23 protein-coding genes are annotated in these 25023 nt (G+C 46.2%); 1 reads left to right on the forward strand and 22 read right to left on the reverse strand.

From position 1 onward, the window contains the following. Positions 1-87 precede the first annotated feature (87 nt). The 15 genes from D081_RS06420 to D081_RS06495 all read right to left on the reverse strand — a co-directional run bounded on the left by D081_RS06420 (position 88) and on the right by D081_RS06495 (position 15908). Positions 88-1455: an RNA-binding domain-containing protein gene (locus tag D081_RS06420; RefSeq protein ID WP_085023359.1), complete on the reverse strand. Its 1368-nt coding sequence runs from the start codon at positions 1453-1455 to the stop codon at positions 88-90. 710 nt (positions 1456-2165) lie between these two features. Beyond that, positions 2166-2567 carry a HEPN domain-containing protein gene (locus tag D081_RS06430; RefSeq protein ID WP_085023360.1) on the reverse strand — a complete coding sequence of 134 codons (402 nt, stop codon included), beginning with the start codon at positions 2565-2567 and terminating at the stop codon, positions 2166-2168. Continuing rightward, positions 2552-3094 carry a nucleotidyltransferase domain-containing protein gene (locus D081_RS12820; RefSeq protein ID WP_085023361.1) on the reverse strand — a complete coding sequence of 181 codons (543 nt, stop codon included), beginning with the start codon at positions 3092-3094 and terminating at the stop codon, positions 2552-2554. The genes D081_RS06430 and D081_RS12820 overlap by 16 nt, the downstream gene beginning before the upstream one ends. A gap of 145 nt (positions 3095-3239) precedes the next feature. Further along, positions 3240-4274, reverse strand: coding sequence for a restriction endonuclease (locus tag D081_RS06440; RefSeq protein ID WP_085023362.1), 1035 nt, complete (start codon positions 4272-4274; stop codon positions 3240-3242). 193 nt (positions 4275-4467) lie between these two features. Then, positions 4468-5379 (reverse strand): ribokinase, encoded by a 912-nt coding sequence (gene rbsK / locus D081_RS06445; RefSeq protein ID WP_085023363.1) that lies wholly within the window; start codon positions 5377-5379, stop codon positions 4468-4470. Between the two features lie 10 nt (positions 5380-5389). Then, complete coding sequence (locus D081_RS06450; RefSeq protein WP_085023364.1) at positions 5390-6394, reverse strand: substrate-binding domain-containing protein; 1005 nt, start codon at positions 6392-6394, stop codon at positions 5390-5392. A gap of 13 nt (positions 6395-6407) precedes the next feature. Continuing rightward, a complete protein-coding gene (gene rbsD / locus D081_RS06455) occupies positions 6408-6803 on the reverse strand; it encodes a D-ribose pyranase (RefSeq protein ID WP_085023365.1) in 396 nt (131 codons plus the stop codon). 34 nt (positions 6804-6837) lie between these two features. Further along, complete coding sequence (locus D081_RS06460) at positions 6838-7875, reverse strand: ABC transporter permease (protein WP_085023366.1); 1038 nt, start codon at positions 7873-7875, stop codon at positions 6838-6840. A gap of 20 nt (positions 7876-7895) precedes the next feature. Next, the gene (locus D081_RS06465; protein ID WP_085023367.1) at positions 7896-9449 is read right to left on the reverse strand and encodes a sugar ABC transporter ATP-binding protein; all 1554 of its coding nucleotides are present in this window, start codon (positions 9447-9449) and stop codon (positions 7896-7898) included. 15 nt (positions 9450-9464) lie between these two features. Then, positions 9465-10106 (reverse strand): DUF2291 domain-containing protein, encoded by a 642-nt coding sequence (locus D081_RS06470; protein WP_085023368.1) that lies wholly within the window; start codon positions 10104-10106, stop codon positions 9465-9467. 90 nt (positions 10107-10196) lie between these two features. Then, positions 10197-11192, reverse strand: coding sequence for a D-ribose ABC transporter substrate-binding protein (locus tag D081_RS06475; protein ID WP_085023369.1), 996 nt, complete (start codon positions 11190-11192; stop codon positions 10197-10199). A gap of 82 nt (positions 11193-11274) precedes the next feature. After that, positions 11275-12759: a glycerol kinase gene (locus tag D081_RS06480; RefSeq protein ID WP_085023370.1), complete on the reverse strand. Its 1485-nt coding sequence runs from the start codon at positions 12757-12759 to the stop codon at positions 11275-11277. 1 nt (position 12760) lies between these two features. Then, positions 12761-13690: a transketolase family protein gene (locus tag D081_RS06485; protein ID WP_085023371.1), complete on the reverse strand. Its 930-nt coding sequence runs from the start codon at positions 13688-13690 to the stop codon at positions 12761-12763. Continuing rightward, positions 13687-14505 (reverse strand): transketolase, encoded by an 819-nt coding sequence (locus D081_RS06490; RefSeq protein ID WP_085023372.1) that lies wholly within the window; start codon positions 14503-14505, stop codon positions 13687-13689. Before D081_RS06490 ends, D081_RS06485 begins: the two co-directional genes overlap by 4 nt. A 2-nt stretch (positions 14506-14507) precedes the next feature. Then, on the reverse strand, positions 14508-15908 hold the full coding sequence (locus D081_RS06495) for an L-fucose/L-arabinose isomerase family protein (RefSeq protein WP_085023373.1): 1401 nt from the start codon (positions 15906-15908) through the stop codon (positions 14508-14510). A gap of 532 nt (positions 15909-16440) precedes the next feature. Between D081_RS06495 and D081_RS06505 the strand changes: the two genes are divergently transcribed. After that, positions 16441-18198 (forward strand): NFACT family protein, encoded by a 1758-nt coding sequence (locus tag D081_RS06505; protein ID WP_085023375.1) that lies wholly within the window; start codon positions 16441-16443, stop codon positions 18196-18198. Between the two features lie 92 nt (positions 18199-18290). On the opposite strand, the gene D081_RS06510 is transcribed toward D081_RS06505, so the two are convergent. The 7 genes from D081_RS06510 to miaA form a co-directional block, all read right to left on the reverse strand. Beyond that, complete coding sequence (locus D081_RS06510; protein WP_255375008.1) at positions 18291-19964, reverse strand: DUF6056 family protein; 1674 nt, start codon at positions 19962-19964, stop codon at positions 18291-18293. A gap of 13 nt (positions 19965-19977) precedes the next feature. Next, positions 19978-20955 carry a glycosyltransferase family 2 protein gene (locus tag D081_RS06515; protein WP_085023376.1) on the reverse strand — a complete coding sequence of 326 codons (978 nt, stop codon included), beginning with the start codon at positions 20953-20955 and terminating at the stop codon, positions 19978-19980. A gap of 16 nt (positions 20956-20971) precedes the next feature. After that, complete coding sequence (locus D081_RS06520) at positions 20972-21823, reverse strand: ChbG/HpnK family deacetylase (protein WP_085023377.1); 852 nt, start codon at positions 21821-21823, stop codon at positions 20972-20974. 144 nt (positions 21824-21967) lie between these two features. After that, on the reverse strand, positions 21968-23284 hold the full coding sequence (locus D081_RS06525) for a replication-associated recombination protein A (protein ID WP_085023378.1): 1317 nt from the start codon (positions 23282-23284) through the stop codon (positions 21968-21970). A gap of 21 nt (positions 23285-23305) precedes the next feature. Next, positions 23306-23764 (reverse strand): dUTP diphosphatase, encoded by a 459-nt coding sequence (dut, locus tag D081_RS06530; RefSeq protein ID WP_085023379.1) that lies wholly within the window; start codon positions 23762-23764, stop codon positions 23306-23308. Between the two features lie 7 nt (positions 23765-23771). Continuing rightward, on the reverse strand, positions 23772-24011 hold the full coding sequence (hfq, locus tag D081_RS06535; RefSeq protein ID WP_085023380.1) for an RNA chaperone Hfq: 240 nt from the start codon (positions 24009-24011) through the stop codon (positions 23772-23774). A 14-nt stretch (positions 24012-24025) separates the two neighbouring features. Continuing rightward, entirely contained in the window at positions 24026-24964 is a 939-nt protein-coding gene (gene miaA / locus D081_RS06540; protein ID WP_085023381.1) for a tRNA (adenosine(37)-N6)-dimethylallyltransferase MiaA, read from the reverse strand. Positions 24965-25023: the final 59 nt, after the last annotated feature.

Consider the following 25023-nt stretch of genomic DNA (forward strand, 5'->3'; position numbering starts at 1 on the left):
CAATAAAAAAATGAAAAAAGCACATCCATCCTGCTAAACTGAGTCTAACAAAATAGATGTGCATTACATGCGACATATCGCTATTTCCTATTTTTCGGGGTTCCTAACATACACTGTTTGTTTACCTCGGCCCATTGGCATTATACGCCCCTGCTCCTTCAGTTTTCTCAATATTCTGGTTGCAGTGGACAGGCTCACTCCCAGCTCCTTTTCCACTTCCAGGCGGGTAAGCTCCCTCCTTGTATTGAACATATCCAATACCCTCGTATATACGTCATTATCAATATACGTGGTCCTATATGTTCCCGGTGCTTCCGTAACCATCTGTTCCCTGCCCTGATAAATTAAGTTCGGCAGTAAGACCTTAAATATGCCCTCAACTGCCACAAAGGATGGCTGAAAGCCATGGGCATTGTATATATCTGACCCGGTGTCCCTGTTGGCATAACCCGCCTGCATTTTGCTGAAGCCGGTGCCATACATTTCAATCAGCTTCAGACGATAAAAAATGTTGGCCAGCTTGGGATTACGGCAGGCCGATACACCACTCAGGGCCATTTCAAGGGTAATATCTCTTGGCAGGCCACCATAAGATAATATCTCTATCCTATCAGCGAAAATGCTAACCTTCGTGCTTACAGACAGCGAAGAATAATCCCTATGAACCACTGCATTAATTAATGCTTCCCGCAAGGCCACCGGCGGATAGCTTCTCTGATCATGGCGATACAGACCATTAAAGGACGCCGCGGTATGGTTATTAAGCTCCAAATAACTATAAGCATCGTTCATCTGCTTGAATACTGATCCGGAAAATTCTTTACGGTCCTGAAAATCCAGGCAATCAGTACCACGAAAAACTGCGCCTTTTATGATGTGGGGACATTGATCAGATACCAGCAACCCAAGATTGGTGTACATTCCATCACTGTTGGTAATACCCAGGGACTGCATTTGAACCTTGGATAAATCAATGTTCCTTTTCGAAAATTCCTCCATCATTTGCTTAAAGGTGAGCTCCTGATCAACTGAAAGCATATCCTCATAATTTCCCAGAGAATCACTTATCATTTTCCTTATCAGGTATATGCTGGCGGGATTGGAAGCTGAGCCATTGCGGATATATACCCCATTGGATGTGAGTCCTTTATCTTTAAGATAGTAGGGACGGTCCGGCCCCTTCTGAATAGTTGCCTCCACCACTTTTTTACCATCAAAATCCTTGACAGCGCAGGATATAAATCCCATGATATCCGGTCTTACGTTATCTCTGGCACAGTTTATTACTGACAGCATCACATCATCTGGACTGTCTACACCTGTTACAGTCCCCGTGTCATCTACGCCGATGTAAATTGTCCCGCCCATGGAATTGGCAAAGGCCACTATTTCCTTGCGAATCCCTTTGGTAAACTCTCTCTTCAGCTCAACAGTGCCGCTCTCCGTAAACTTCATTCTCCCCACCACCTTTCTGATTAAATTATATTCTTTCTAGTCATTCTATTCAAGTCATGAATATTAAAAAGCACACCTATACCATACAATCAATGCTTTTTCCTACCAAAAAAAGAGCAGTGCAAATGCCCTGCTCCAATACCCCTTTCCCGCATACCGACCAGTTAACCTGTCCTGATGAGATTGCGGAAATGTATCCAAATTTAATATTACTTGTTTAATCCTGTCAATCTGCCCCTTGGCATTCTCCGGAGATAGTTTATCTAGTGCTATAGCCAATTACTTTTTCAAATGAACTCATTTTAATGCACCTCCATAAATTGTTAATTTTCTTATCTTCTTGGCTATATCGTAGCAAAAGTAATGTACGCAATTACGTACATTACTTTTGCAAACAAAAAAGAGCAGTGCAAATGCACTGCTCTAGAAATCATCAAGCTTTAATGCCTGGTTGCTTTTGTACTGCTTGATCATGAACTCTTTCTTCAGTGGGTTAAATGTTTTCCCATAATTAAAGTGGACTCCTTCCTGGTAACTCCATTCCTTCATATTTTACTATAAAAGATTTTTTTCTACCATTCCGTGTTCACTTTTAGAGTAGCATCAATATTTTGCACATAGATATAAAAAAACATCCATATTGCTGGTGTATTGACAGCAATATGGATGTGCCATGATTTTTATTTCTTATCATCGAACGAACATTTCCATCATAATATTTTTTCCTTTGCTAAATATTCACCTATACATTCTACAAAACATTCCGCCTGCTCAATCTGTTTTTCTGCATCCTCCTTCGAAGCAATAAAGAAATCCAGATAGTCAGCCTTCTCTCTGCTTTCAGAAGAATATTTGATAATTTTAGATAATTCTTTCGTAAATACTCCACTTTTTACATAGTTTTGGTTGAAATATGAAATTACTCCACTATGCTTGCTGCTATCAAAGCCATCTAGGGCACAAACAGCTCTAATTGCGTGAAATATTGCATAATAGGCCCGATTAAGGGCATTTTTATACCTTCCATTATCAAACATTAACTTTGCGTCTGCAATATTTTCAAGACTGGTTTCATATCTATATTTGGATAATTCCTCTATGCTGCCTTCCATAAAACAATACCCTCTTTTTCAATATTTTTATAAAACGGCAATGAATTTTTCCACTCCAAATAATTTTGGATTTCAATAGGAATAACAGATAACGATACAGCCAAATCTAATTCATAATCTACAACAATGTCTATCATTTTATCATGTTGCTCTTGGCTGATATCTGCTTTTAATATAAGGGCGATATCAACATCAGAATCAGCACTTTCTTCGCCTCTGGCATAAGAACCATATAAAATAATTTTATCGACGCTATCACCATATATGCCATGAATATCATAACACATTTTAAGAAGTGCCTTCATCAATGTTGGATAGTTTTTTCTGATGGTCATTTTCTTCCGCCAATTACGATAATTGCCATTTTTTATCCGCTTATCCGATGGATATTTCTCGCTTTTAGGAATAATCCACTGATTGCCCAATTTTTCTCCGATTAAAGTGCCATTTATGAGCATACGTCTAATATTTCCGCTATCTCTTCCAGTTAAATTGGCATATTCAGTAACAGTATAATAATCCACCATAAAAAGCACCTCCTTTTTTCTAACATTAACACAGTATCGTGTAAATGTCAAAATTATAATTAATCAAAAAAACACATCCATCTTGCCAATACAGCAAAACAGATGTGCTAAGTTATTTTCAATGTACTCTTTTACTTGTTCTACCTTAAAACGCCTTATTAATATCAAGTAATCCAATATCTATCAACATTCTGGCAAAATCATTGCCATTTACTAACCGAACACCATACTCGGCAGCCAATATTTTAGCTCGGTCTGTAAACGAATCTGCTGAACTTATTACCCATGTAGCATAAGTGCAACCTTCATCACCAGTTTCTTTTTGATCTTTGTATCTTTTAATTTGCTCCACTGACCATTCATCCGTATCCCCTTCATGGTGTTTTGCCTGAACATATACTGTAAATTTTAAATTATCAAACTCAGCAATGATATCCGCATCAGCTCCATCAACCTTACCCGCTTCATTTTTAGCAGGTATCCATACTAAGCTTGCACCACATTTTTCAAGATACCATTTGATTATTTTTTCAAATTTACTATCATCTAAATTTTTAACAATAGATTGCTTGACCTGGATAACAAGGTCATCTATGGTTTCTTCATATAACAGTATTGGCTTGTTATTTATGCCTGCTTGAATACCATCCTCTACATTAGCTTTTATATCAGTTATATCAGCTGTTGTTACTCGTATTTTCATCCTTGAAACAAATTTGGAGTCAACAAAACTTCTCGGAACATTTTTTACAATCGGCTCCACCTTTATGTAAAACCCTAAATCAATACAACGATTATTTGTGTCATCATATATTCTATGTTCTTTCCATGTTAATTTATTATTCCCCCATGCAGTCTTGACCGTAGACATTATTGTTTCTAATTCTGAAATAGATTTTGCCAATTCTACAACCTTAAATACTGAAAATTTACCACCGTACAAAGGCACAACAACTGTGTCACCAATATTCATTTTAGCAAAATACCATATCGACCACCTAGAACGCGAACAGCCTGTAGTAATCTCCTCAAATTTTGCCATGTTCCCTTCTATCACTGCATCAAGTATATCAGTACCTGCAAAATATCCCCAGCCAAGTGTAAGATAACCACTCTCAAGCAAACTGTATGAAACATAATCTTCATGAGATATTCTGTGCAAATAATATCTTTTGTTCATTTTCTTCCTCCATTTAATTTTGTTTACATTTTAGTAATATTTTTTTATCCATTTGATGTATTACTTCTACGTTCATTAGCAAAACCCTTTTCCCAATCTCTTATTTAATCACTGTTTCTACACTTTTTTCCAACAAAAAACACATCCATCTTGCCAATACAGCAAAACGGATGTGCATTTTAATTGATGCTATTTATTTCTTCAGCTTATCGAATTCTTCTCTGGTGAGATAGGAATCCTGGGTTCCCTTGCGGGTTACGCTGAGGGAAGCATACTGGGAGGCTTCCTTCATGGCCTCTGGAATATTCTGGGTGCGGGAGTAGTTTTCCACGAAGCAGCCGATAAAGGAATCACCGGCGCCGGTGGTGTCTACAGCATCAACCTTGACAGCAGGCACTACCAGATAATCTTCCTTGGTGAGCCACATGGAGCCCTTGGAGCCCATGGTAACGATTACGTTCTTCAGGCCCTTGTCCACCAGAGTCTGGGCAGCTGCCTTAATCTCCTCCAGAGAGTTGGTAGGCATGCCAGTCAAAATGGACAGCTCTGTTTCGTTTGGAACGAAGAAATCACAGAGGCAGGCCTTCTCAATGGACAGCTCCTTGCTGGCAGGTGCCGGATTCAGGAGTACAGGCACATTGTGCTTCTTGCCCATATCAATTGCGGCATAAACGGTTTCCAATGGAACCTCCAGCTGCAACACGATAAGGCCACATTCCTTCAGGGCATCCTCGGCATCCTCAATAACCTCCGGCGTGAGGCAGGCGTTGGCGCCCTTGTGGATGAGAATGCGGTTCTGGGAGGACTCATCAACCAGGATAGTAGCTACACCGTTGGCTACCCCGGTGGCAGTCCACACATACTCGGTATCGATGTTATTTTCCAGGAAATTGTCCATGGACTTTTCCCCGAAAAGGTCATCACCAATGGCGGTTACCATCATAACATCAGCACCCAGCTTGCCGGCAGCTACGGCCTGATTGGCACCCTTTCCGCCGCAGGCGGTGTGGAAGCCAGTGGCCTCTCTTGTTTCACCGGCCTCTGGAATTTTGTCGGTATAGGATACAACATCCATGTTTGTTGAACCGATAACAGCAATTTTCATATATTTCACCTTATCTTTTTAGTTTACCGACGCTGCCCCTTACCACCAGATCATTGTAGAGTCTGGTGCAGGAGTGAGCCTCGTCACGGTTTTGAATCTGCTCTACCAGCCGGCGCACTGCCAGGCGGCCCATTGCCTTAATGTCCACACTAATGGTAGTCAGACCCGGAGAGAAAGCCTCTCCTAATGTAATATCATCGAAGCCGATAATGGATATATCCTCAGGAATGGAATAGCCATTCTTCTGCAAGGCCTGCATGGCCCCCAGAGCAATCATATCATTATCAGCAAAAAATGCGGTAGGCATTTCCCGGCCTTCTGCAATATAACGGTTCAGCCCTTCAAAGGCACCTACTACAGAGGGTTTTACATTAAATACCAGATTTTTGTCCAGGGTCAGGCCATTTTCCCACAGAGTCCGGCTAAAGCTGCGGCCTCTGGCAATAAAGTTTCTGATACGGGTATCCCCCTGAAGATAGCCAATCTTGGTATGACCGTTCTCCAGCAGAAAATTTACTGCCTTTGTTACGGAGTCCTCATTATCCATGAGCACCGTATCAAAGTTGAGGGATTCAAAGTAATTATCTACCATAACCAGCGGTATATGGGCATCCGTAAAGAGTCGGGCATCCTCCTCCGTCATCTCGGTGCCCACCAGCAGTACCGCTGATACAGTGTCATTTAACAACTCCCGGACATTGTCCTCAAAATCACTATGATGTCGGTAAAGATTAACAATAGAAACATCGTAGCCCGCCCGCCTGCTTTCGGCCTCTATGCTGTCCAGCAAGGTGGAAAAAAATGGTGATTCAGTAAAAACCTCTCCACTGTCGCGGTAAGTAACCATTTTGATACGCTTGATCTTTTCATCCTTGATATACCCGTTTTCCCGGGCTATCCTGATAATCCGCTCAGCCGTATCCTTGTTTACTCCCCGCTTGTTACTAAGGGCGTTGGAAACCGTTGCTACAGAAAAACCAGATAATTCACTGATTTTCTTTATATTTACCTTCATAGCAACAGTCCCCTTAGAATACTACGCCAGCCCTCAAAATAACATTTGCATAAGGACTAAACTCACCTGTGCGGATAGCAAACTTAACCTGTGCAGAGAACTCCTTTAAAGCATCGTGAGGCATGGATTCATGCTCAATGCCAGGGAGCTTCTCACCCACATAAGCCTTAAGCTGCGGATTTTTGTCATCCATTTCATCAGCCAGATAATAGTATTCAACCTCCATCTCAGTAAGCAGGGCATCAAGAGTCTGCTTAAAGGTTGGAATACCAGGAACCAGTGCCATATCTACAATAGTAACGCCCTCCGGAATAGGCATTCCGGCGTCACCAATCATTACAAGATCCTTATGACCCAATCCTGCCACCAGATAGGAAAGGTCAGCATTTAAAATTCCGGTCTTTTTCATAATAATCGCCTCGTAGCTTTCTGCTGTCTAATTATTAGTCCTTGGATTCGTTACGTGCCTGGAGAGCCATCTTGGCTTCCATGTTACGCTGGAACTGGTCAATGATAACGGCCAGGATAATAACCAGGCCCTTGATGATCATCTGCCAGAACTCGGATACACCGCACATAACCATACCATCGGAGATGACGCCGATAACGAATGCACCGACGATAGTACCGCCAATGGTACCGATACCACCGGCCATGGAAGTACCACCAAGTACTGCCGCAGCGATGGCGTTCATTTCCCAAGTCTCACCGGTTGCCGGATGAGCTGCTTCCAGCTGGGAAGCGGTAATCAGACCTACGATAGCAGCACATACTGCAGAGAAAATATATACGAGGATTTTAACCTTGTCTACCTTTACACCGGACAGCTTGGCAGCCTTCTCGTTACCGCCGATGGCGAAGATATGCCAGCCGAATACGGTCTTTTTCAGGAGAATGTGGGCAATGATGGCAATAACTACCAGAATCAATGCACCAACAGGGATTTCAGCGATACGGCTTCCGAAGAAGTTAAATCCCGTATTGCCAAGGGCCTCATTACCAGCCAGGCTGGAATAGGTTGCACCATTGGAATGGAGCATTGCCCAACCACGGGCCATGTACATGGTACCCAAAGTTGCGATAAATGGTGCTACGCCAAACTTGGTAATGATGATACCGTTGAGCCAACCAATGAAGGCACCGACGATAATGGTGAGAATAACTACCATTGGAACGCTGAAGTAAAGGGTTACGCCAGCAAACTGGAGAGTTACACCATTCTGTATCATACCGCCGGCAATCATGCCGGCCAGACCAACCACGGCACCTACCGACAGGTCGATACCGCCCGTAATAATTACGTAGGTCATACCGATAGCCAGAATACCATACAGTGCTACGTGCTTAGCCAACAGCAGCAGGGTATTGGTTGAAAGGAAATTTTCATTTGCAATGCTGAAGAAAATCAGCAAAAGTACCAGAACAATCAAGGTACGGCCCTTCAGGAGGGTCATCATCATTGATGTTTTATCTTTAAACATTTTAAGTTATCCACCCTTCTTTAATTCTTCTTCCCAGTGTTATGTCCCTCATAGGAAGCCATAACCAGTCTGTCCTCAGTGATTTCATCGCCTGCCAGCTCAGCAGTCTTGATACCGTTGGAGAGAACGATGATGCGGTCTGCAATGGATTTAATCTCCTCCAGCTCAGAGGAAACAACCAGCAGGGAAAGACCGGCATCTGCAAAGTGATTCATGATTTCAAATACATCGGTCTTGGCACCGATATCGATACCACGGGATGGCTCATCCAGAAGAAGAATCTTTGGATTAGTCATGATACCCTTACCAATTACTACCTTCTGCTGGTTACCACCAGACAGGGAAAGAATTGGCAGGCGCTTATCAGCAACCTTGATGTGGATTTCGTCGATAATTTTGTCAATATTGGCTTCTTCCTCATTGCTCTTGAGGAAAATACCCTTGGCATATTTTTTCAGGCTGGACAGAGACAGATTCTTGCCGATATCCATGGTCTGCACCAAACCCTCACGCTGTCTGTCCTCTGGGATAAGGGCAAAGCCGCGGTCAATCTGCTCGGTGATGCTCTTGATTTTCAAGGTTTCACCGTTCAGGATAACCTCGCCGGTGTGCTCCGGACGAAGACCCATAATGCACTCAAAGACCTCAGTACGTCCGGCACCCATAAGACCGTAAATACCAAGAATTTCGCCCTTCTTCAGCTTGAAGCTGACCTTATCAAGAAGCCAGCCGCCACCCTTTTTAGGCAGAGACAGATCCTTGACCTCAAGAACAGTCTCCCGCTTGGACCAATCAATGTCGCCGGCCCGCTTAGGATAGCTCTTGCCCTTACCTACCATCTTCTGAACAATCCAGGAAATATCAATGTCCGCAACGGCTGCGCTGTCCACCAGCTTACCATCACGGAGAACGGTTACATAGTCACCGATCTGCATGATTTCCTCCAGACGATGGGAGATATAAACGATGGAAATGCCCTCAGCTGTCAGCTCACGCATGATCTTAAAGAGAACCTGTACCTCCTGCTCACTAAGAGAAGAAGTCGGCTCGTCCATAATCAGAATCTTCAGATCCTCCTGAATAAGATTACGGGCAATCTCAATCATCTGCTGCTGACCTACGCGGAGGTCACCTACGATAGTATAAGGATCAATCGGATGCTGGAGCTTGTCCATTATCCGCTTGGTTTCCTGAATGTGGTATGCATTGTCAATGCCAACGGCGCCCTTTTTGCGCTCCTTGGCCATAAATATATTCTGGTATACTGCCAGATTTGGGAACAGATTCAGCTCCTGATGGATAATACCGATACCATGCTCTCTGGCCTCAGTAACGTCATCAAAATGAACCTTCTCCTCACCCATGAACAGCTCGCCCTCAGACTCCTGCTCAATGCCGGCGATAATTTTCATAAGAGTGGATTTACCCGCACCATTCTCACCAATGAGTACGTTTACCTTGCCCTTGTACACATTGAAGGAAACCTCATCCAAGGCCTTGGTACCAGGATAAATCTTGCTGATTTTCTCAGCGTGAAGGCAAACATCAGGCCCATTTGTTATATTGACTGCCATTTGCAGTTGCCTCCTTTACTTAACAATTAATTCTGCTGGGGTAACGAGAATTTCATCTGGCTTATCTACAGTGAATGCACCAGTGAATTCAATAGTCTTGCCCTGGAGCTCAGTAACCTTTGCCGGAGCAATAACATCCTTTGCTACAACATCGTGAATGCTCTGGGATATTTTAGCCCAATCAACCTGATTGGTGTAATCTTCATACTTAATAAAGCTGAGGCTGTCACGGATAGCAGCACCCTTGAATACGCTGCCGATCTGGAGCTTAACCAAAATAGGACCGCTGTAGCCTTCCAGCTGAACAGTCATATAACCAGCTTTCTTTTCGGTGTTAATCTCGGTAACCTGGCCCTTGCCCTTTACCACAAAGCTCAGCTCACCGGAATCACCCATGGAATATTTGCCGTACTTGCTTGCTACGGACTTGAAGTTGCCATTTGCCTCGTTCAGAAGCTTTGGCAGCTCTACTGCCTTTTCCTTCAGCTCAGGAACCGCCTGGGACGCCCAAATAGCCTCAACGGATTCAGCAGCATTAAATGCCTTGTTGCCGGTAATTTCATCCTCATGACCGATCTGCACAACCTTTACGCAGCCAGTAAGAGAAAATACCATTACCAGACAGATCATTAAAACTAAACTAATTCTCTTCTTCATAATTGTGTACTCCTCGTTTTCCAATTTTCTAAGGAAAGAGGGTGAACCGCCTATTGTCCACCCTCACCTTTGCTCTTTATACCTTAAGAATTACTCTTTGTATACGAAAGCCTTGAGCTTGTCAACATTCTTTGCAGTGATAGCAATGCAGTCTACAAGCTGCTTCTCATCGAGACCAGTGGAACCAGTCTTGAGGTACTTATCAGCCTGCTCTACTGCCATTTCAGCAATCTTTGCAGCCTGCTGCAGAGCGGTACCGGTCATGTCGCCAGCCTTGATTGCAGCAGCAGCCTCGTCGGAACCGTCAACGCCGATGATGGCGATCTTGCCCTGGAGACCTGCATTCTTAACAGCAGCTACAGCACCAACAGCCATGGTGTCGTTACCGCAAACGATACCCTTAATGTTAGGGTTGGACTGGAGAATGGTCTCAGTCTTCTGGAAGCCTTCAGTCTGCTCCCAGTTAGCAGTCTGCTGTGCAACCATCTTCATGTCCTTGTACTGGTCAATAACTTCATGGAATGCCTTGGAACGAACGCCTGCATTGGTGTCGGACTCCTTACCGAGCAGCTCAGCATATTCGCCCTTCTCACCCATCTTCTCTACGAATGCCTCAGCAATAGCCTTTGCACCCTGATAGTTGTTTGCTACAATCTGGGAGATTGCAACACCGCTTGCATTGATTTCGCGGTCAATCAGGAAAGTAGGAATGCCAGCCTCACGTGCCTTCTTAACAGCAGCTACAGTAGCATCAGCACCTGCGTTGTCGCAGATGATTGCTGCAGCCTTGTCGGAGATTGCATTCTCAAACAGCTCGGACTGCTTAGTAGCGTCGTCATCATGAGATACCATCTTTACTTCATAACCAAGAGCCTTTGCCTTAGCAGCAGCTGCATCAGCCTCAGTCTTGAAGAATGGATTAGAATGAGATGGAGTGATGATATAGATAATATTGGAGCCGCCTCCCTTAAGAGCAGCCTTGTCCCCTCCATCAGCAGCTTTCTTGTCGGCACCGCAACCAGCGATCAGCATCATCATCATGCACAGAGATGCTACTAATGCCAAAACTTTCTTGAACTTACCCATCTTGTTTTTTCCTCCTTTAAGATATAATTGGAAAACGTTTATGATTTATCAGGTTTAGGCTCCCTGCTAAATCCAAAGATTATTATGTACGAGCCAATGTTCTCCTAATTGAGCTCTTCCAACCCGATTTAAGTTGGTCTCTACGGTCCTGGCCCATACCCGACACATAACTAATTCGAGATATGGAGCCAAAAACCTTCTTATTTTCATAAATTCCTGCAGAAATTCCCGCGGCATAGGCTGCGCCAATGGCTGACAGCTCTTCCACATCAGGAACCTCCACTGGCCTGTCCAGAATATCCGCCTGGAACTGCATGAGGTAATCGTTTCTGGTAGGACCTCCATCAACCCGCAGGCCCTGAAGCTCCTTGCCCGACTCCTCCTCCATCAGCTCCGCAATGTCGGAAATCTGATAAGCTATGGAATCCACAACAGCCCTTACCAGCTCTGCCTTACCAGTGACACGGGTAATTCCGGTAAACATACCAGTTGCCTCGCTGTCCCAATAAGGTGCGCCCAAGCCGGAAAAAGCCGGTACAAAATATGTTTTGTCTGCCGGGTTGGACTTCTTGGCCAACTCAGCAGTTTCCTTGGCACTTTCAATTAGCTCCACATTGTCCTTGAGCCACGAAATGGAAGCGCCAGTGTAATTTATATTGCCTTCCAATACGTATTCCGGCTTACCATCAAGGCTCCAGGCCAGGGAGGTCACCAGTCCTTTTTTACTTTGAATTGGCTTTTCGCCAATATTCATCATAACTGAGGATCCAGTGCCATAGGTGGCCTTTATCATGCCGGGTGTATGACAGCCCTGGCCATAAAGGGCTGCATGTGAGTCGCCGAATACTCCATGAATAGGAACCGGCTTCTCAAACAGGCCCTCAAAATCAGTCGTGCCATACAGTGCATTGGAATCGCAAACCTCAGGCAGGGCCGAAGCCTTTAAGCCGAAGGCGTTGCATATTTCTTCATCCCACTTAAGGGTGTTGATGTTAAATAACTGTGTACGGGATGCGTTGGAGAAATCCGTCTTATGGGCTTTTCCCCCGGTCAGCTTGTAAACCAGCCAACTGTCCATGGTACCTACCGCCAGCTTGTCAGCCGCCAGCAGTGATTTCGCCTCACCTACATTTTCCACAATCCAGGCCAGCTTGGCCCCGGAAAAATACGGAGATAAAGGAATTCCCGTATGGTCCTTAACCCTGTCGCCAAAGCCGTCATGGTCCAGCCGCTGGCAGATAGCCGCGCCTCTGGCACATTGCCAAACTATGGCGTTGTATATAGGCTCTCCGTTTTCCCGGTTCCAGGCCATGGCCGTTTCCCGCTGGTTGCTGATACCCACGGCCGCAATGTCCTTGCTGTCCACCTTGGTTTCAGCCAGCAGCTCCTTGGTTATCTCCAGCAGATTGTGCCAGATTTCCATAGGATCATGCTCTACCCAGCCCCGGTCATCGATTATCTGACGATGGCCTTTATCCACCCGGCATATGGCCTTGCCCTCATTATCGAAGAGCAACACCTTGGTACCCTGAGTGCTTTGGTCAATTCCTAAAATATACTTTGCCATATCAGAGCTGCTCCGTAACGGTTTTCACAATACCCTCGGCATCAAGGCCGTAGTATTTGAAGATTTCTCTTGATTTGCCGGTTACCACCGGAGCATCTGGCAGAGTCAGATTTACTACCTTTACTGGAGCGTTGGCAGCGGTAATCTGTGCCACCATGGAGCCCATGCCACCATACATGGTGTGCTCCTCTACAGTAACGATAAGCTTGGTTTCCTTGGCTGCCTTAATGATTGCGTCCTTGTCGATAGGCTTTACGCAATACATATCCAGAACCCTGGCGGAAATACCCTTGCCAGCCAATTCCTCGGCTGCTGCCTTGGCATCCCCTACCAGCTCGCCACAGGCTATGATGGTAACATCACTGCCATCCTTTACCAGAGTGGCTTTATCAAGTTCAAAAGGAACATTGCCTTCCTCGTATACATCCTCAACGGCGTTACGGCCGATACGGATATAGGCCGGCTTTTCGTCCTTCAGTACGCTTCTGATGAGCTTCTCGGTCTGGAAGCGGTCACTTGGGAGATATACCCGCATATTAGGCATGGAGCCCATAGTTGCAATATCTGTAGCAGAATGATGGGTCATTCCCAAGGCGCCGTAGCTGACGCCACCGCTGATGCCGATAAGCTTTACATTTGTATTGGAATAGGCCACATCCACCTTGGCCTGCTCCATACTTCTGGTAGAAAGGAAGCTGGCTGGTGATACAGCAAATGGCTTCTTGCCACAGGCTGCCAGTCCGGCAGAAATACCCACCAGATTCTGCTCAGCAATACCTACCTCCACGAACTGCTCCGGACGCTGCTCAGCGTAGGATTTCATGCCCGCAGAGCCTCTGGAGTCACTGCACAGTACGATAATATCCTTATCCTTTGCAGCTTCTTCCAGCAATACATCATTTATTACCTGCTTGTTAGCTATCTTGTTCATAACTGGGCCCTCCTCTCATCAAGCTCCTGAAGTGCCTGCTTATATTCAGCCTCAGTAGGAACCTTGTGATGCCATGCTGCCTTGTTTTCAATAAAGGAAACGCCACAGCCCTTGGTGGTGTTGGCAATGATAACCGTAGGCTTGCCCTTGGTCTTTTTTGCCTCCTCCACTGCATCATCGATGGCCTCCATGTTATTGCCAGGAATGGAGATTACATTCCAGCCGAATGCTGCCCAGCGCTCTTCCTGGTCATCAGCGTTCATAACTTCCTCAGTGGTGCCGGAAATCTGCAGACGGTTTCTGTCCACAAAAGCCGTAAGATTGTCCAGCTTGTAATGAGCACCGGCATTCACTGCCTCCCAGTTGGAGCCCTCAGCCATTTCGCCGTCGCCCATTACGGCATAAACCCGATAATCCCGCTTGTCCATCTTGCCTGCCATAGCCATACCCACAGCTACAGACAAGCCATGACCAAGGGAGCCGGTATTCATTTCCACACCGTTAATCTTGTTGTTTGGATGGCCGATGAATTTTGACAAGTACTTGGAATAGGTATCAAACAATTCCTTCTTGTCAAAGAACCCCCGGTCAGCCAGGACACAGTAAAGAGCTTCTACAGAATGGCCCTTACTGAGAACAAAACGGTCACGGTTCGGATCCTCCATCTTGTCCGGGTCCACGTTCATCTGCTTATAGTACAGGTCTACCAAAATGTCGGTAACACTGAGGTCGCCGCCAATATGGCCACAGCCTGCGCTATAAATCAGCTCAACAATATCCTTGCGGATATCCAAAGCCTTTGCCTCAAGATTCATAATTACTCACCTCTCAAATAAGCCTTTACCTCTTCCTCAATTGGGTCGTAAAGATCCGGCTTTACCCCAATATATTTACATGCCTCGTAAAGTACAGGCACAACATTCTTGTGAATACCTACACAGTGGTGAATATAAGGGCCTTCAACAACCTTGGCCTCCAGACGCTTGATGTTCTCTACCTCAATCCAGAGATAGGTACCCATGCAGCGTGGGCCCTCAACGCCCTTGGCATTGCCCAGGAGCATGGAGTACTCGCCGTTGTCGCCATCAAAGCGGCACAGGGTAACATCACCATGACGGGCCTCAGCAGTCAGGGAACCAGGATGGTCAAAAGCTAATGGATAAGTAAGCTGAGCCTTTTCCTTGGCAATGGAAATTGGCCATGGACCGCAGTGCTGCAGAAGCTCACCATTTTCAATATCAGGATGACGAATAGTCCAGTCAGCGAAGAAGGAACGGGTTTCACCCATGCCGGCTGCCTCCACCAGAAGGGCGGTAATGGCACCGTGAATATCAGTTTCGCAGACTACCGGAATACCCTCGTCATTTAACAATGCATTGGCTGCACATGGCATAATGCCCAGCTCAGACTGGAGTGCGTTCCAGCACTGAATAGCTGCTGCATTGCAGCCATATTTCTTGATAAGGTTGGACATGCCCACCTTAAGGGCTGCTACGTTCTCAAGCTCGTCGTCCTTAACCTTGATTTCCATCTTCTCGCGGCAGTATGCCACTACCTTCTGGACCTCGGTGCCCTCTTCCTTGGCTGCCTTTACGGCATCCATAAGCTCAGGCATAGGAATTGGTGACAGCTGAATGTTGAACTTTTCCAGCAGCTCGCCTTCGTTGCACATGGTAGTCCAGAAATCATACGGACGTGGTGCAATCTGAAGGATTCGGATACTTCTAAAGGTCTTTACAATATTGCAGACTGCCAAAAAGTCCTTGATTCCCCGCTCAAACACCGGGTCACTGAGACGGCAGTTGGTCATATATGTAAATGGCACCTGAAAACGACGGAGCACCTTGCCTGTTGCAAACAAACCGCACTGAGTATCACGGAGTCTGACACCGTTTGGCTCCGGGCGTTCATCCAGTGGACCCCAGAGAAGAACCGGAACGTTCATGTCCTTTGCCAGACGGGCACACAAATACTCAGTACCAAAATTGCAATGAGGCAAAAATAATCCGTCGATCTTTTCTTTCTTAAATTTCTCTACGATCTTTAAGCGATCGTTCTCATCGTAGAGCAGCCCCTCCTCGTTAATATCATCGATATCAACGAAATCAACGCCCAACTCCTCAAGGCGCTGACGGGTTAATCCACGATACTTTACTGCATCTGGAGCACTGAAGATACTGCGTCGTGTAGGCGCATAACCTAATTTGATTTTTACCATGTCATTTTCCCCCTATAAAATAACACACATAATTATATCTAAATTTTTAGTTTCCCTTTTATTGGGTATCTTCCTTACCCTATACATTCTCTCTTTTTTTACACTCTTATTATAGCATTTGCTATATAAATTTTTCAATAAAATTTTAGTAAATTTATCGGTATTTTTTATTGTTTACCCCGTTTTTGGGTATGTTTTGGGTATTTTCAACTTGGTTTTAGGATTAATTCATGGGTTGTGGCTAAATAGTTTTATGTGTCTACAATTTTTATATAAAAATCCTCTCTAAAATTTTATAAATAATTTTATATAAAATTATGCATATTCCCCTTCTATTCCTAAAACAGCCAAATTTGACCAGGATACCCGTAAATGTTATCCTTATTCTAGTTTTGTACATTGCTAACATTTGCCAGACTTCCTCAAAAAGAGGAAGATAAGCAACCTTAAAGCTCTGGGTAAACTCGACTAGATTCAGCGGAAACAAAAATCTCCACTGAATAAGTCTCATTATATATGGAGGTACGCTCTTATGAGTTTAGATGGTATTTCTATGCATCCGTTGGCCATAGAGCTGGATAGGGCCATAACCGGCGGACGTATAGACAAGATTAATCAGCCAAATAAGCAGTCGGTTATTTTATCCGTAAGACAGCCGGGCAAAAATTATTTGGTTCATATTTCGATAAATCCCCAGAACCCTGCCGTTCATATTATAGAAAAGGCACCGGACAACCCTCCGGAGCCACCTATGTTCTGCATGGTTCTGCGCAAGCATATAGAAACTGCCCGCATTGCCCGGGTGTATCAGCACAGCCTTGACCGCATTATTATTTTGGATATGGACGTACTGGCCGCCGGAGGACAAATTGTCACCAAATCACTGGTGATCGAGCTCATGGGCAAGTACAGCAACATTATCCTGACACAGGATGATAACATCATTGATGTACTGCGCCGGGTAGGAGCCAATTCCAGCCGTATAAGAACAGTGCTGCCGGGAGATCCGTATGTTTTCCCACCAATTCAGGATAAGATGGATCTGCTGGAGTGTCCTATGGACAATGTGGTGGCTTCCATAAAGAGCAAAGGCGAATTAAAGCTCAGCAAGGCCATTCTCGATACCTGTCTGGGCTTTGGCCCGGTTACGGCCAAGGAAGTGGCCTTTGCCGCCGGCCTGCCCCACAACCAGCTGGTCAGTGAGCTGGAGGAAAGTGATTTTTCTTCTCTTAAGGATGCATTGACAGAAATTACAGGGGCCTTTAAGGAGCCATGTGGCGAAGCCTGTCTGGTAATCGATGCCAACAGGAAGCTGCTGGCCACTGCCTCCTTCCCTCTCCACTACTACATAAATGATACGGTACTGACCTTTGATACCATCAGTGAGATGCTGGCCAAGGCCTCCAGTATTGCCGGAAGCTTCCAGCTGCCGGACCGGGACCGCTTCAAGAAGCTTATCAAAAACGAGCTGAACCGGGCCGAAAACAAGGTGGATAAGCTGAAGGGCGATATTGCCGCGGCGGATAATGCCGAGGAATACCGCATTAAGGCGGATAATCTTATGACCTACCAGTATCAGCTGAAGGACAGGGAGGATGCCGTAGTTACTGTTGTGAACATCTACAGCGAAGCCGGTGAAAGCATTGATATTGCCATGGACCAGCGGCTGTCCGTCAGCGAAAATGTTCAGGCCTACTACAAAAAATATGACAAGCTGAAGCGTGGCAAGGAGCTGCTGGAAAAGCAGCTGGAGAAATGTCTGGATGATATAAAATATCTGGCCTCCATAGAGACTTCTTTGGAAGCCTCTACCAGCCTTGCGGAAATCAATGATATTAAAACAGAGCTTATTACCAATGGCATCTTGCGGGAAAACCTGAAGAAGCATGCTTCCGTAAAGCAGTCCCAGCCATTTAAGTTCACTGCCCCGGACGGCACTGTTATTCTGGTGGGCAAGAACAATTACCAGAATGACCGCCTCACCTTCAAGATCAGCAATCCGGGAGACATCTGGCTGCACACTCAGGAGATTCCCGGTTCCCACGTTATCATCCGCTGTGACGGTGAGGACCCATCCGAGGACACGCTGCTGCTGGCCTCCTATCTGGCAGTTCATTTCAGTCAGGCTGCCAACTCCTCCAAGGTGCCGGTGGACTACACCCGCTGCCGTTTCGTCAAGAAACCGGCAGGAGCCAAGCCGGGCTTCGTAATCTTCACCAACCAAAATACCCTCTATGTCACCCCGGAGGACGAGGTCCTGAAGCCGGTTCTTTTGCAGGAAAATCAATAAAATAGGACAAACAAAAAGGACAACGCACGTCAGTGTAAATACTGAATGCGTTGTCCTTATTTTTATGCTCATTTAGTCAAGAACGAATACGATTACCGATTGTTATCATCCTTATTGACCTTAATATCCTCCAGGCCATAATACTTACATAGTCCACCCTTTGTTACGCTGTTATCGAAATCCACAAAGAACACATGGCGCAGAGCCCGATTAGTCATCTTAATCGGCTCCATGTAGGCAATCGGCTCACCCTTGGTCACGGTTTCCTCCACAATTTCTATGCGGGCATTATGCTCCTGCTGCATGGTGTACATGACCACCGTAGCGGCAGAAATGGTGAACAGGCCAATGCCAAAAGCACCGGCATACAAAAGCTTCTCCGTGTACTGCTCATAGTACTGACGGATAATTGGTTCCCTTAAAACCGCCAACGTAGCAATAATAATCATGCACACTGAGCTGAAGGTTGCACGGGCCGGGAAGGTCGGTGCCGCCAGCATAACCATGTTGTTTAACAGGGCCAGGGCCAGCATAATTCCTGCATAACGAACAGACTCATAACGGTTCCATACTTCTCTGGCCTTCACATGCTGGGAAAGGAGCTTTATATTTTCCCCGGAAAGTCCCAGCTTTTTCTTGGCTACACCGTAAATCAGGAAAATTATAAACCAGTAAATGGCCATTTCCTCAAAGCCCCGGAAGATATTATTTACTTTGTCCAGCACCTTAGGGTCCGTCAGTCCAACCGGCACCATGACGCCGCTATACAGGGCATCTCTGAGAGCCCAGGCCACAAAGCTGCCATTAAAGTAGGACACCACCAGAAGTATGATAAGCCCAAGTAAAATCCACTGACCAGTGGTGATTTTTCCATCCACTTCTTTGAGGGCTATTCCCTTCTCCTGGGCCATTTTGATTTTAAAAATCCGCCATGCTATCAGAAGAATCAAAATCATTGGCAAAATGTAGAGAACCATCTCACCGTTGCCGGCAAACTGGTTGCCAATATGGGTAAGAATTCCCTTGCCCTGCCCCTGATCATCGTAACGGACGAAATTACCCGGTGCAGCCACCAGCCCCACCAGACCAATTAAGGCGCCTACACAGCCTGACAGCATCCATGCAGGCATATTGCCATTTTTCTTCATATACCAGCTGATGAGGGCCGACAGCCCCACCACGGTTACCGCCAAATTCTCCACTGACCAGCCGGCAATTACGCCAAACAGGAGCATTGGCAGAAGCATCCAGCCACCAAGGACTGATTCGCCTTTTTTCAAGGAAAGATTATATGGAAGTAAAAACAGGGCAACTGGCACCGCAGACCACAAATATACGGTGGAACCGCTTTTCCAGATAGCCACCTCGCCAAAATGTGGGAAGGACAGCCAGGCCAACAGGCTGGCAATGGCCACCATAACCGGCTCCTTGGTAAGGGAAGTATCCCGGCGGGCATGAAAATAAATCAGAACCACCAAAGCCACAAACATCAAGGCATTGGCAATATCAAACCAGATTTTCCCCAGCCACAGAAACAAATCCAGACAAAATACCGTGACCATACGGCCGCCATGCAGCATGTAATGCATATAGCAGGAATACAGCACATCACTGAAATTCTCGATGTGCACAGCCGTAGTATAAATCATGGAATAATCGTAATCATCACGATGCAAAGGCATCAATATATTAAGCATCAGCATCAGCAGAAAAAGCGCTGTCAATATCAGGCCTGTCTGCCAAACGTAATTTTTAGTCTGGGACAAAATGCTACACTCCTTAATTCTTAGTTACCTCCGGCTTTCTCACCGGACTGTCATATATAACCTTAATGCCGTTATATTCATCCACCAGATACACCGGACGATGCTTGCTCTCAGTAAACACCCTGCCCAGATATTCACCGATAATACCCAGAGAAAGCAACTGTACGCCGCCCAAAAACAGCATAACAGTAATCAAGGTTGGATACCCCGCCACCGGGTCACCATAACACAGGGCATTAAACAGCACGAAGCACATATACCCCAAGGCAAGAACGGAAACACCAAGACCAAGCATAGTAGTCATTCTGAGAGGTGCCGTAGTAAAGGAGGTTATACCCTCTATGGCCAGATTGCACAGTGACAGATAATTCCATGTGGTTTTGCCATAGGCCCGAGGCTGAACCTGGAAAGGGATTTCCTTTTTCTTATAGCCCACCCAGGTGTACATTCCCTTGGTAAACCGCTGATTCTCACGCATCAGCCGCAGAGCCGCCACACAGCGTTTATCCAAAAGACGGAAGTCGCCTACATCCCGCTGCAGCTTGTACTTGGACACGGAGTCCATGCCCTTGTAAAACAGGTTGGCCGCCGTGCGCTTCAGCCAGGCCTCATCCTGTCTATCAGTACGCTTGGCACAAACATCGTCATAGCCCTTATGCCACCAGTCTATCATTTCCGGAATCAGCTGTGGTGGGTGCTGCAGGTCAGCATCCATAATTATCACCGCATCCCCCTCGGCATAATCCAAGCCAGCCATCATGGCAGGCTCCTTGCCGAAGTTCCGGGAGAGGCTGATGTAGGACACATCACTATGATTCTCAGCCAGATTCCGTATCTTTATCAGAGTTTCATCAATACTGCCGTCATTTATAAACAGATAGTGAAATTCACAATCCTTTATATCCTTTAAGACATCGGACACCACCGTATAAAATTGTTCCACGCCCTCCTGCTCGTTATAGCAGGGAACTATGATAGTTATCTTATCCATTGTTGCCTTTGTCTCCTTAGCCTTCCATCACCAAAGAACGGAAATTGGTTATTTTCACCTTATTTTCTTCAATAAGCTTAATGATAGCCGGGGATGTCATGGCTTTAAATTCCGCCTCAAAATCGTGGTCCCAGCCTGTCTCAGGAATAAGCTGACCGTTATGGGTGCCCGGGTGCATCATAACCTCGGTAACTCCCGGCTTCAAATCACGGATAACACCGGCAAGGTTCTCCTCAGTTACGGCTTCTCCCGCCACAATGCCCGCAAAATAATCCGGAGTAGCCACGCCTCTCGCCTTGGCCTTACTGCCTGCCATCATAGCCAGAGTCCCCAGTCCCAGACGGCCAATAAGCTGACCAATGCCCCCAAACTCACCACTGAACAGTGGAGCCTTGGGAATGCGGACTGCCTTGATGCCTGCTTCCTTTACCAAATCCAGAACCACATTGATTACCCCAGGCAATGTATGCATGTGCTGATGGCTGTCTGCATGGGTCAGACTAAGTCCCGTATTCTGCATTTTTCTGAGCTGGGCACCAAGCTCTGCCCGTACCTCCTGCATATTTACGCTGCCAGAAACCAGCTTTTTTACAAAGGCTGAATGGTCATCCACAAAAACGCCTTCCTCCGTTACCAGAGAAGGAATCTCCTTGGGAGGCAATACAGGAAAACCATTTACCAGAGTAAAATGGATACCGACCCCCAGCTCCGGATGGCGCCGACCAATGTCCACTGCCGAATCAAAGGCTTTTGCTCCCGGCATAAGAGTGGCAGACCGCAGTATTCCCTTTTCTGTTGCCTGCTCCACCGCCTTATTAATCAGCTCATGACGGCCAAAATCATCGGCATTTACAATCAGTTTTTTCAAATATCTCAATCCATTCTATAGAAACTCAATTAAAACTCAATGTCTAACCAAGTTATTATACCGCAGTTAGTCCATTTTTTCCATTTTATGGGGAAATATTATCAAATTCAAAAGGACGGTCCCTAAGGCCGCCCCCAAAAACTATTATTTATACCGCTCCGGCCAGCAGGCCTTCAGATATTCGCTGATTCTGGCTTCCCGTCCGTTGGAGGTCGGGTGATAATAAGTAGTCCCCTTCATGGCTGTCGGGAGATACTGCTGCTTCACAAAATGATACGGAAAATCGTGGGCATATTTATAATTAATTCCATGCCCCAGCTTTGCCGCCCCTTTATAATGGGCATCCCGCAGATGCTCCGGAACCACACCACAGTCCTTGTGCCTTACATCAGCCAGGGCCGCATCTATAGCCATATAAGCCGCATTGCTCTTTGGTGCGGAAGCCACATAGGTTACGGCTTCTGCCAAAGGAATTCTGGCCTCCGGCATGCCCACAAACTGAACCGCCTGCACTGCTGCCATGGCCACCACCAGGGCAAAGGGATCCGCATTACCCACATCCTCTGCTGCACATATAGCCACCCGACGGGCAATGAAATTCAAATCCTCGCCACTGGCCAGCATCCGGGCCAGATAATGAATGGCCGCATCTGGATCACTTCCCCGCATGCTCTTAATAAAGGCCGACACCGTATCATAGTGATTATCGCCCTTTTTATCATAGCTTTGGATACGCTCTCCCAAAATAGTATGCAGCAGCTCCATGGTAATTTCACTGCCATCATCCACCATGGCAGCCGCCTGCTCCAGCAGATTCAGGGCCATACGGCCATCACCGCCGGAAAGCTGTGCCATGGCATCAACAGCCTCTTCGCTGGCTGTCAGCTTACGATTGCCCAGGCCCCGCTCCTTATCGTTTAAGGCCTGATTCAGCATCTTGGCCAAATCCTTGTCCGATAAAGCCGACAGTCGAACGATACGCACCCTGCTCAAAAGCGCATGATTTACCTCGAAAAAAGGATTTTCCGTGGTAGCACCTATCAGAATAAGCCGCCCGTCCTCCACATAAGGAAGCAACACATCCTGCTGGCTCTTATTGAAGCGATGTATCTCGTCAATGAATACGATGGTCCGCTTCTGATAAAAACGGCGGGCCTCCGCCGCTTCATCCACAATTTTGCGTATGTCACCGATACCAGCCGACACTGCGTTTAATTTTTTAAAATTACTGTTGGTAAGAGTGGCCACCATCTGGGCCAGGGTGGTTTTCCCCGTACCCGGCGGACCATAAAGAATCATGGAAGGAAGCTGGTCCTTCTCTATCATCTTTCTAAGGTATTTTCCCTTGCCCACCGCATCCTCCTGACCGATAAACTCGTCAAAATTACGGGGCCGCATACGCTGGGCCAAGGGTTCATACTGTTTACTTTCGCTCTGCTCAGCCGCAGCAAATAAGTCCATACCTAACTCCATATTGTTCCCTTACTTTCCTGTGGAACCAAAGCCACCTACTCTGTCAGCACCAACGCCGGCCTCGTCACCGTCCACGGTGAGATACTTGTAGAATATCCCCTGCGCCACCCGGGTTCCCTTGCCGATAAAAAAGTCCTTATCCCCGTGATTTATAAGAGGCACCATAATATGCCCCTCATTGTCCGGATTATTGTAATAATCCGCATCAATAATGCCCTGGCTGTTGATGCAGGAAATGGAATTTTTAATGGATATGCCGGAACGGACATGGATGCCCAAATACTCGTCGGGCTGCATATATGCCTTCAGCCCGGTAGGAACCAGCACCACCTTATGAGGTACCAGAGTCACATCCTCCGCCGCCTCAATGTCATACCCGGCACTGCGGCCTGTCTTGCGCTTTGGCAGATTTATGTTTTTGCCTTTATAGGTGCTTACCACCTGAAAGCCTCTGTTTTTCTCTGTCATACACTGATCAGTCTTTCTTTTCCCCGGTAATATTTTCGACAGGGCGTCCCATGGTAATGGTAGAAATGGCATGCTTGTACACCATCTGCTGCTTGCCCATGGAATCAATGATAACTGTAAAGTTATCAAACCCCTTTACAAAGCCCTTTATCTGAAAGCCATTAACCAGATGAATAGCCACCTGAATATTCTCCTTGCGCACCTGATTTAAGATACTGTCCTGCAAATTAATTACCTTTGATGTCATAACCATAACCCCCATTATCTCTTAAAAAATCTAGCTATGTTCCAGGAAACATTATCAATAAGTCCCCGTTCTCTATATAGCATAGGATGATACCAATGCACATAAGGCATTTTTCTATACCAGGTCAGCTGCCGCTTGGCAAAATGTCTGGTCCCCTTTTTTATCTCATCCACTGCCTTCTCCAGGGTATCAGTTCCCTGAATATATTTAACCATTTCCTTGTAGCCAATACCCTGCATGGCCTGGCTGTCCGGGGAGATACCGCTGTCCAGCAGCTGGCGAACCTCCTCCACCAGCCCCTTGGCCACCATTATGTCTACCCGCCTGTTTATTCTATCATAAAGGTCGGAGCGCCGCCAAATAAGACCTGCCACATAGGCATCATAAACCAGCTCACTTTCCTTTTCAGTGGAAATCTGCTCTCCCCCTAAATGATACACTTCCAAAGCCCGGATAACCCGCCTAAAATTATTGGCATGTATCCGTTCTGCTGCCTCGGGATTTACTTCCCGCAGCATGTCATGAATATACTGATTGCCCTTCTCCTCCGCCAGCTTCTCCAGCTTCATCCGATAAGCCTCATCCCCGGCGGTTTCATTAAACTGATACCCCTCCAGCAATGACTTGATATATAAGCCTGTACCCCCGGCGAGGATAGGCACCTTGCCCCTGCTGTTGATTTCAGTAATCAGCGGCTTTACCCGTTCAATGAAATCAGCAACATTAAAGGACGCATCCGATGGCAAAATGTCAATCATGTGATGGGCTATTCCGTCCCGTTCCCGCATGTCTGGCTTGGCAGAACCAATATCAAAGCCCTTGTAGACCAGTTGGGAATCCCCGGAGATAATTTCAGTTTTAAACTGCTTGGCCAGCTCAACAGCAAAGCCTGTCTTGCCGGAAGCAGTCGGTCCCAGCACCACTATCAGCTTTTCTCTCTGTTCCTTCGCCACGATGCATCCTCCATACAAAAATCATTAATAATAAAAGGACTACTGCTATAAATATACCA

This window comes from Anaerovibrio sp. JC8 (assembly GCF_002100115.1).
In the GTDB taxonomy this organism is placed as follows: domain Bacteria; phylum Bacillota; class Negativicutes; order Selenomonadales; family Selenomonadaceae; genus Anaerovibrio.

Coding starts and splice junctions, on each gene's coding strand:
- rbsD (WP_085023365.1), bottom strand. CDS start 6,803: ATGAAAAAGACCGGAATTTTAAATGCTGACCTTTCCTATCTGGTGGCA.
- D081_RS06525 (WP_085023378.1), bottom strand. CDS start 23,284: ATGGACTTATTTGCTGCGGCTGAGCAGAGCGAAAGTAAACAGTATGAA.
- D081_RS06505 (WP_085023375.1), top strand. CDS start 16,441: ATGAGTTTAGATGGTATTTCTATGCATCCGTTGGCCATAGAGCTGGAT.
- dut (WP_085023379.1), bottom strand. CDS start 23,764: ATGACAGAGAAAAACAGAGGCTTTCAGGTGGTAAGCACCTATAAAGGC.
- D081_RS06485 (WP_085023371.1), bottom strand. CDS start 13,690: ATGAACAAGATAGCTAACAAGCAGGTAATAAATGATGTATTGCTGGAA.
- D081_RS06495 (WP_085023373.1), bottom strand. CDS start 15,908: ATGGTAAAAATCAAATTAGGTTATGCGCCTACACGACGCAGTATCTTC.
- rbsK (WP_085023363.1), bottom strand. CDS start 5,379: ATGAAAATTGCTGTTATCGGTTCAACAAACATGGATGTTGTATCCTAT.
- D081_RS06515 (WP_085023376.1), bottom strand. CDS start 20,955: ATGGATAAGATAACTATCATAGTTCCCTGCTATAACGAGCAGGAGGGC.
- D081_RS06480 (WP_085023370.1), bottom strand. CDS start 12,759: ATGGCAAAGTATATTTTAGGAATTGACCAAAGCACTCAGGGTACCAAG.
- D081_RS06465 (WP_085023367.1), bottom strand. CDS start 9,449: ATGGCAGTCAATATAACAAATGGGCCTGATGTTTGCCTTCACGCTGAG.
- D081_RS06440 (WP_085023362.1), bottom strand. CDS start 4,274: ATGAACAAAAGATATTATTTGCACAGAATATCTCATGAAGATTATGTT.
- D081_RS06470 (WP_085023368.1), bottom strand. CDS start 10,106: ATGAAGAAGAGAATTAGTTTAGTTTTAATGATCTGTCTGGTAATGGTA.
- D081_RS06460 (WP_085023366.1), bottom strand. CDS start 7,875: ATGTTTAAAGATAAAACATCAATGATGATGACCCTCCTGAAGGGCCGT.
- hfq (WP_085023380.1), bottom strand. CDS start 24,011: ATGACATCAAAGGTAATTAATTTGCAGGACAGTATCTTAAATCAGGTG.
- D081_RS06475 (WP_085023369.1), bottom strand. CDS start 11,192: ATGGGTAAGTTCAAGAAAGTTTTGGCATTAGTAGCATCTCTGTGCATG.
- D081_RS06420 (WP_085023359.1), bottom strand. CDS start 1,455: ATGAAGTTTACGGAGAGCGGCACTGTTGAGCTGAAGAGAGAGTTTACC.
- D081_RS06490 (WP_085023372.1), bottom strand. CDS start 14,505: ATGAATCTTGAGGCAAAGGCTTTGGATATCCGCAAGGATATTGTTGAG.
- D081_RS06430 (WP_085023360.1), bottom strand. CDS start 2,567: ATGGAAGGCAGCATAGAGGAATTATCCAAATATAGATATGAAACCAGT.
- D081_RS12820 (WP_085023361.1), bottom strand. CDS start 3,094: ATGGTGGATTATTATACTGTTACTGAATATGCCAATTTAACTGGAAGA.
- D081_RS06450 (WP_085023364.1), bottom strand. CDS start 6,394: ATGAAGGTAAATATAAAGAAAATCAGTGAATTATCTGGTTTTTCTGTA.